This is a genomic window from Erythrobacter westpacificensis, from assembly GCF_039542285.1.
In the GTDB taxonomy this organism is placed as follows: Bacteria; Pseudomonadota; Alphaproteobacteria; order Sphingomonadales; family Sphingomonadaceae; genus Alteraurantiacibacter; species Alteraurantiacibacter westpacificensis.
Map to the genome: position 1 here is coordinate 233,950 of NZ_BAABHV010000022.1, position 6,000 is coordinate 239,949.

The following is a 6,000-nucleotide window of genomic DNA, read 5'->3' on the forward strand; positions in this document are numbered from 1 at the left end:
CCATTGATTCGAATCGTAATGGAACATAAATAGAACATAAGCCTGTAGGAAAGCTGCGAATGCCTGCCTTCGGGAGAGGAGAGGAACGCTGATGAGGGGGCCACTTTGCATGCTGAGGAGCTCGCATGTCCCTGTCTGTCCAAACTCATCCCAACCGGTCGCTTGTCGAGACTGCCCGTCGCATTTGCGAATCGCGAGGGGGCAAATGGTCCGGCACAAAGGGCATGGCTTGTTGCCCCGCGCATGATGACCGCACGCCGTCCCTCGGTGTGACGCTCGGCCAAAAGGCCACCTTGTCCGAAAGCCATGAAGTTACCTGCCTCGTCATCGAAGGCGAGGAAAGCGAGGTGCGCGAAGCCAGCCTTGCCGAGAACTTCCAGCGTCTCGCGATGAATCCGGCTGACGAGGCGCAGGCCTTCGCTTCCATCATCGAGGCAGGGGCTACCACCGAAGACGTGGCGCGCCGCTTCGGCCTCACCGTCCGTTTCGTCGAAGGACGTCTGCGCCTGGCAAGTCTCGCGCCCTGCGTCTTCGAAGCGCTCGCCGAAGGCACGATCACGCTCGACATGGCCAAGGCCTACGGCGCGATCTCAGATGTCGAGCGCCAGGCGCATGTCTATGCCGAACTGCAGGACGCCTGGTACCAGATCACGCCCGACACGATCCGCCGCATGGTGCTCGATGCCACGGTGCGCGGCTCCGATCCGCGAGCTGTTCTGGTCGGACGCGATGCCTATCTCGCCGCAGGCGGCCGGATCGAGCGCGAACTGTTCGACGATGATGCCAGCGAGAGCTGGATCGATGTCGCGCTGCTCGAAGACCTCGCGCACAAGGCCATGGAAGAAGCCGCAGAAAAGGCCGCCCTCGAATATGGCCTTGCCTGGGTTCGGCCGACGCTTGGCACCTATGTCAGCCATGACCTTGTCGACGGCCTCAATCGCTTGCCCTGCGAGCCTGCGCCGATGACCGAACAGGAAGCGCGGGAGCTCGGCGAACTTGAGGCCGACTACGACCGAGTGGCCGCCGTGCTCGAAGACGAAGACAGCGACGAGGACGAGGTTGCCAAGGCCGAACAGGAACTCGTGGTGATCGACCGCGCCATGCGCGCGCTCAATGACCGGCCGCCGGTACTCGCCGACGAACTGAAATGCGAGGCTGGTGACCGAGCGGGCCGGACCGGTGATCCGGAGCACCACGGGAAGTGGATCGCTCTGGCTGGCAACGCCGGTCGAGGCATCGACCCCGACGATGACCGTTGCCGGTGCGTAGCTGTTGGGCGGAAGGTAATCGCGGCTCGCTTCGAGCAGTAGCGCAGGCGCAGTCTCGGCCGCGCGCGGTTTGCCATCCTTGCCCGGCTCAGCGCTGAAACTCATCAGGCTGAGCTGTCCGCCCTGCGCTTCCGGCGCTTCTTGCGGTGGCTGGACAGCCCCACCCGTTCCCACGCCGGGACCATAGGCCGGTGGTGGTGGCAGCGGCGGCGCGGTTGCAGGCACCTTCGCGGCTTCGCGGAGCTGTGAACGCAGATTGGCATTCTCGGTCGAGATCGCGTCGATCGCCGCCTGGCCGTCGGAGCGCATCTGCGCGTTCTCGCTGCGCAGCGCTTCGAGCTCCTGTTCGATCTCGGGTCGCGGTAGCTGCGATTGCTGCAGATCCTTGATCGCGCGTCCCTGTGCATCGAGCCGGTTGCCGTAGCTCGCGACGAACTCGCGCTGTGAGAGGTTGCGATTGACGAGGCCGCCGGTGTCGATCGTCGCCGCACCATTGGCATCACTGCCGCCCTCGTCGCCATCGCCGCCGAAGATGAACATCCCGCCGCCGATGAGCGCGATGGCCCCGATCCCGGCGAGCAGCATCTTCTGGCGCTGCGCGATCTGCGAATTGAGGTTGCGTCGTCCGCTTTCTCGAGCTTCCGGTGAGCCCGGCAGAGGCCTTTTTTCGGCGTCCTTCTGTGTTGCCTCGGCCATCAGTCGAGCCCTCCCTTGGCAAAGACAAGGAAGGCACTGGTCGCTTCACCGGGAGCGAGTGCATCGCGGCCGTAGGCGAAGGCGAGCGTGCCTGCGGGACCTTCGCGCTCGGAGCCAAGCGCAAGACTTTCCTGGCCGAGGTTGCGCACGAGGAAGCGCTGTCCGGTCAGTTCATCGCCCTGGTATTCGGCGACCAGCTGGACCTCGATCCCGCCGGTACGGCGCGGCGCGGACAGTTCGGCGCGGGCGGTGAACCCGGGCAGGACGGCATCGCTCGCCATCGCCTCGATCAGGCGGATCGCGGCGTCCTCAGGCCCGGTCTCGGTCTCCCACTCGGTAGCCGCGGCTTTAGCGAGCGCGGGATTGGTGATGAAAAGCTGGGTCGCTTCCTCGCCGCCAAGACGGCAGGCGAACTTGTAGACGTAGCCCGCCTTGCTGGTCGCAAAGAAGCTGACCCGGGCAGCGGCAAATTGCGGGGGCACGGAGATATAGATGTCTCCGCGCACCGGCTCGTGCGTCACCTGGAAGTCGTTGTAGGGAAAGCCGTTCGCGATCTTCGAGACATTGGCAAAGCCATCATCGATGAGCGCGATCCGGGTGAGTTCGCCGCGAGCGAGATCGCAGTCGATGGTCGCGTTGTCGGCCGCTTCGATGAACTGGTCGGCATGCGCCGGGACCGGGGCGAGCGCGAAGGCGAGTGCGGCGAGGCCGGTCAGCTTGAGCCCGGGGTCGGGGCGCCTTGTCGCGCCGATCGCGAAACAGGCAAGGCCGGTTCCGGCAAGCGCAGCAGCGAGGGGAGATGGGATAAGGCTCATTGGCCGGGTTCCTCCTTGTCGGTGGGAAGTTGCTCGAAGCCGGCGAGCGCGAGGCTGAGGCCACGCTTCGACCAGCGGAAACGGAAGGAGCGGCGCTGGCTCGCGATCACCTGCGTGCCGACGAAGGTCTTGAGCGTGCCGGTTACGGTCGAGGTCAGGGCCTTGGGATCGACATGCATTTCCGCGATCACGAAGGCCTGGCTGATGTCCGAGCCGCGCTGTTCCTCGACGATTCTGACGAGCTCGGCCTTGAGGCGGCCGTGCGCGGCGGGATCGGCGAGCATCAGGATGTTCGCCATCCAGTAGTCGAGGCTTTCGGGGGCCCGGTTGAGGAGCATCAGTGCCGTGTCGCGGGTGACGAGTTCGAGATAGGGCGCGTCGATCCCGCCGCTCGAGACGGTGATCCGCTCGGCGGTAATCGGCACCAGCACAACCTGCTCGTCGCGGGTCACCGCGGCGCCGAGGCTGATCAGCGTGGTCAGGCCCAGGACACCTGCCAGCACGGCAAAGCGGTTGCGTTGCCGCAGATAGGTCTGCGCCTGTTCGTGCGCGAATTCTGCTCGCATGGGTCGCCTCCCTCAGCCCGCCAACAGGCGGCAGTGGGAGGGCGGCGTGGCTTTCAGCCCGAGAAAGCTCCCGGGCAGGCACCAGTACGCAGCATGCACCAGTGCCGAACCGGCGCCGCGTGCCTTTGCCTTCCGCAAGGCAAGCCAGGCCCCGGCGGCCAGGCCGATACCGATGAAGATATGCTGCGAGAGAATGCCCCAGGCGAAGGGAAGGAGAATCCCTGCAAACTCGTCGATGGTCCAGAAGCCGATGAGCTCCGGGTCGTCGAGCCGCCGTGGAACGAGGTACCTGTCGGCCATGCTGCCCTCCTGTCGTGACCGGATCCGCTGATCAGATGACCGCGGTCACGACCGAGGTGACGATCGGCACGCCGGTGCCGACACCGATCCCGACGCCGACCGGGACTGCGACCTGGCCGAGCGAAAAGCGCCCGGAGGCGAGACCGATCAGACCGCCCGCGAGGCTGAGTACGGTGATGATCTTGCCGCCCGAGCCTTCGAGAAAGTCGGTGAACTTGGTCAGCGCGGGGTCGAAGGTGGTGTCGGCACCGGCAAAGGCGGCACCTGCGCAGGCCAGCGCCACGCAGGCGGGAAGAATGTAGTCGCGGCCACGAGCCCGGTTGGGCGTGCGCTGCTGGACCGAAAGGGCAGTCTTGGTGGTCATGGATGAAAACTCCGAGGGATTGAACATCAGCAGCGATGCGTTCGCTGTATGTTCTTTCCTCTCCCCGGAGCCGGGCTGTAGGAAATCGGGAACTGGAAATTGGGGCCGTCGACCAAGCAAAAAGCGACATCGGAAGGTGCGATGGACGGGATTCGCGCGGGCTGATCGCGCAGCAGCGCTGACTGTGCCAGCTTCTGAGCGAAGAGAGCCGCGATACGCGCGAACGCGGCCGAAATTCGCGCGAATCATGGAAGGAAGCCGATTCGCTCTTTCCTCTATGTTCTCTTATTGTTCTTTTCGTTTTCCTACAGTCTTCCTTTGAGGTTAGCCGGGGAGTCGATAACTTCTAGAGATAAGGATTCGTCGATGACCAACATGGCTCTCTTTGCCGAACAACAGGTTCGCGCCGACCTCGCCCGGCTGCTTTTGGCGGCCGTCGAAGCCAGCGGTCGTGCCCGCTGCGACATCGCGCGCGATGCGCAGATCCATAAGGATGCCCTGCGCCGCGTCCTTGCCGGCGAACGCTCGGCCAGCCTCGGTGAAGCCTTGCGTATTCTTGCCGCGAGCGGCGTCGCGCCGCACGCACACCTGCTTTTGTTCCTCGTCAGCAGCGGCGATCACGCGATCGAATGGCTGCAATCGGACCTCGCGCAATTCTTCGAGGACTTTTCCGGCGAACTGCCTTCGGCGCTCGAGCGTGTCCTCGGCAACCAGGTTCACGCTGTGAAGCCGCGCTGGGCCAAGGGCACGGCACATCGTGTCGCCCGCCTGCTCTCCGACCATATCGATGAGCTCGAACGCAAGGACGCCTTGCTTGGCGACATCTTTACCGGGTCCGAGGGAGACCATCGTGGGTGAGGAGGTAGACAAAGGAGCGACCGAGACCCGCCGGGTGACGCGGCTCATTCGCCTGCCGGAAGTGCAACACCGTGTCGGCCTAGGCCGTTCGACGATCTATCGCTGGATGAGCGAGGGTAAGTTTCCGAAACCGGTGCAGCTGGGGGGGTACTCGGTCGCTTGGGCCGAAGACGAGGTCGAAGAGTGGATATCAGGCAGGCTCGGTGAGCCTCAACAGGCCTGAATTCAATCGAAGGTAAGCTCTTGCCTCGCCTTGATGAGGCAGCGACCGTTGTAGGAGACGAAGGAGTCATAGAACGGGTAATCCTTCACACCCTCGGTCTCCTGTTGCTCAACCCCTTCCCAAAATTCATCTTCGTCGTCTACGCCTACATCGTCGATGTGCGATTCCACCTCTGTGTTGATGCTACCGACCCTGCGGATCGAGTTTGGAAGGTGCACAACCGAGTCGAGATAGAGCCTTATGCTTTCGACCGTTTCGACGCCTTCCGGAAGTTCGACGTATCCGTCGTAGGAGGCATCCAAGGTTCCGACCGTTCGTAAGCTGGCGGGCAATTTCACGACAGGATGATCGGAGACATCGATTTCGCCGATCTCTGTAACTCCATCCGAAATCTCGATCCCGGCGTTGCATTCCAGATGAAGTCTGCCGATCTTCCTGAGCCCGGTCGGATAGGCAGCGATGGTCGGCCACTGCATGTAATACTCCTGAACGAATTCAGCTTCGCAAATTGATTGCGGGTCAATCCCTCGTTGTAACATCGGGTGACTGGCGAGACACGGTTGGACTTGTACTATAGCTTCTCGCGTAGAGCTTCGTGAGGCGTTTTGCCGTTGAAGGCGCCATGCGTTCTGTGGAAGTTGTAGAAGCGCTCCCATTCGTCGAGGCGTTCTTCGAGATCGACATCACCCTTGTAGGTGAGCAGCTGATAAAACTCCTGACTGTCTGAGCGATGCGATCTTTCGACCTTGCCATTCAGCTGAGGCGAGCTTGGTTTGATGTAGGCGTGGCGGATCCCGAGGTCCTCGACATGCCAATGGAACTTCGCCTGGAACTCATGCCCATAGCACATTGGGAAGCTGCCTCTTGAAGGCAGCGCTCGCCTTGATGGAGACAAGGGCGCGTAGCGCCC

At 63.0% G+C, this 6,000-nt stretch carries 9 protein-coding genes and 1 pseudogene; 3 read left to right on the plus strand and 7 right to left on the minus strand.

Annotated features, from left to right (window positions below):
• Nucleotides 1-389 precede the first annotated feature (389 nt).
• Nucleotides 390-569: pseudogene (locus tag ABFX23_RS17845) on the plus strand (hypothetical protein); the annotation flags it as partial.
• Between the two features lie 21 nt (nucleotides 570-590).
• Here the strand turns inward: ABFX23_RS17845 and ABFX23_RS16315 are convergent.
• The 5 genes from ABFX23_RS16315 to ABFX23_RS16335 are packed head-to-tail and all read right to left on the minus strand — an operon-like array spanning nucleotide 591 to nucleotide 4,009.
• The gene (locus tag ABFX23_RS16315) at nucleotides 591-1,964 is read right to left on the minus strand and encodes a hypothetical protein (RefSeq protein ID WP_346034033.1); all 1,374 of its coding nucleotides are present in this window, start codon (nucleotides 1,962-1,964) and stop codon (nucleotides 591-593) included.
• On the minus strand, nucleotides 1,964-2,779 hold the full coding sequence (locus ABFX23_RS16320) for a type-F conjugative transfer system secretin TraK (protein WP_119586680.1): 816 nt from the start codon (nucleotides 2,777-2,779) through the stop codon (nucleotides 1,964-1,966). Before ABFX23_RS16320 ends, ABFX23_RS16315 begins: the two co-directional genes overlap by 1 nt.
• The gene (locus ABFX23_RS16325) at nucleotides 2,776-3,345 is read right to left on the minus strand and encodes a type IV conjugative transfer system protein TraE (protein WP_346034034.1); all 570 of its coding nucleotides are present in this window, start codon (nucleotides 3,343-3,345) and stop codon (nucleotides 2,776-2,778) included. The genes ABFX23_RS16320 and ABFX23_RS16325 overlap by 4 nt, the downstream gene beginning before the upstream one ends.
• 12 nt (nucleotides 3,346-3,357) lie before the next feature.
• Nucleotides 3,358-3,645: a type IV conjugative transfer system protein TraL gene (traL, locus tag ABFX23_RS16330; RefSeq protein WP_119586682.1), complete on the minus strand. Its 288-nt coding sequence runs from the start codon at nucleotides 3,643-3,645 to the stop codon at nucleotides 3,358-3,360.
• A 31-nt stretch (nucleotides 3,646-3,676) separates the two neighbouring features.
• The gene (locus ABFX23_RS16335; protein ID WP_119586683.1) at nucleotides 3,677-4,009 is read right to left on the minus strand and encodes a hypothetical protein; all 333 of its coding nucleotides are present in this window, start codon (nucleotides 4,007-4,009) and stop codon (nucleotides 3,677-3,679) included.
• 366 nt (nucleotides 4,010-4,375) lie between these two features.
• Here ABFX23_RS16335 and ABFX23_RS16340 point away from each other — a divergent pair, with 366 nt between their 5' ends.
• Nucleotides 4,376-4,867 carry a hypothetical protein gene (locus ABFX23_RS16340; RefSeq protein WP_119586684.1) on the plus strand — a complete coding sequence of 164 codons (492 nt, stop codon included), beginning with the start codon at nucleotides 4,376-4,378 and terminating at the stop codon, nucleotides 4,865-4,867.
• Nucleotides 4,860-5,090, plus strand: a complete 231-nt coding sequence (locus ABFX23_RS16345) for a helix-turn-helix transcriptional regulator (RefSeq protein WP_119586685.1) — start codon at nucleotides 4,860-4,862, stop codon at nucleotides 5,088-5,090. Before ABFX23_RS16340 ends, ABFX23_RS16345 begins: the two co-directional genes overlap by 8 nt.
• A gap of 2 nt (nucleotides 5,091-5,092) precedes the next feature.
• Here the strand turns inward: ABFX23_RS16345 and ABFX23_RS16350 are convergent, their stop codons facing one another.
• Together ABFX23_RS16350 and ABFX23_RS16355 are read right to left on the minus strand one after the other, a co-directional pair.
• A complete protein-coding gene (locus ABFX23_RS16350; protein WP_119586686.1) occupies nucleotides 5,093-5,566 on the minus strand; it encodes a hypothetical protein in 474 nt (157 codons plus the stop codon).
• A 95-nt stretch (nucleotides 5,567-5,661) separates the two neighbouring features.
• Nucleotides 5,662-6,000 (minus strand): integrase core domain-containing protein (locus ABFX23_RS16355; RefSeq protein WP_346034035.1); only part of this gene is annotated, 339 nt, incomplete at its 5' end.

What these genes read in the sequence shown, in the direction of transcription:
- ABFX23_RS16340 (WP_119586684.1), top strand. Translation starts at nt 4,376, where the DNA reads ATGACCAACATGGCTCTCTTTGCCGAACAACAGGTTCGCGCCGACCTC.
- ABFX23_RS16335 (WP_119586683.1), bottom strand. Translation starts at nt 4,009, where the DNA reads ATGACCACCAAGACTGCCCTTTCGGTCCAGCAGCGCACGCCCAACCGG.
- ABFX23_RS16320 (WP_119586680.1), bottom strand. Translation starts at nt 2,779, where the DNA reads ATGAGCCTTATCCCATCTCCCCTCGCTGCTGCGCTTGCCGGAACCGGC.
- traL (WP_119586682.1), bottom strand. Translation starts at nt 3,645, where the DNA reads ATGGCCGACAGGTACCTCGTTCCACGGCGGCTCGACGACCCGGAGCTC.
- ABFX23_RS16325 (WP_346034034.1), bottom strand. Translation starts at nt 3,345, where the DNA reads ATGCGAGCAGAATTCGCGCACGAACAGGCGCAGACCTATCTGCGGCAA.
- ABFX23_RS16315 (WP_346034033.1), bottom strand. Translation starts at nt 1,964, where the DNA reads ATGGCCGAGGCAACACAGAAGGACGCCGAAAAAAGGCCTCTGCCGGGC.
- ABFX23_RS16350 (WP_119586686.1), bottom strand. Translation starts at nt 5,566, where the DNA reads ATGCAGTGGCCGACCATCGCTGCCTATCCGACCGGGCTCAGGAAGATC.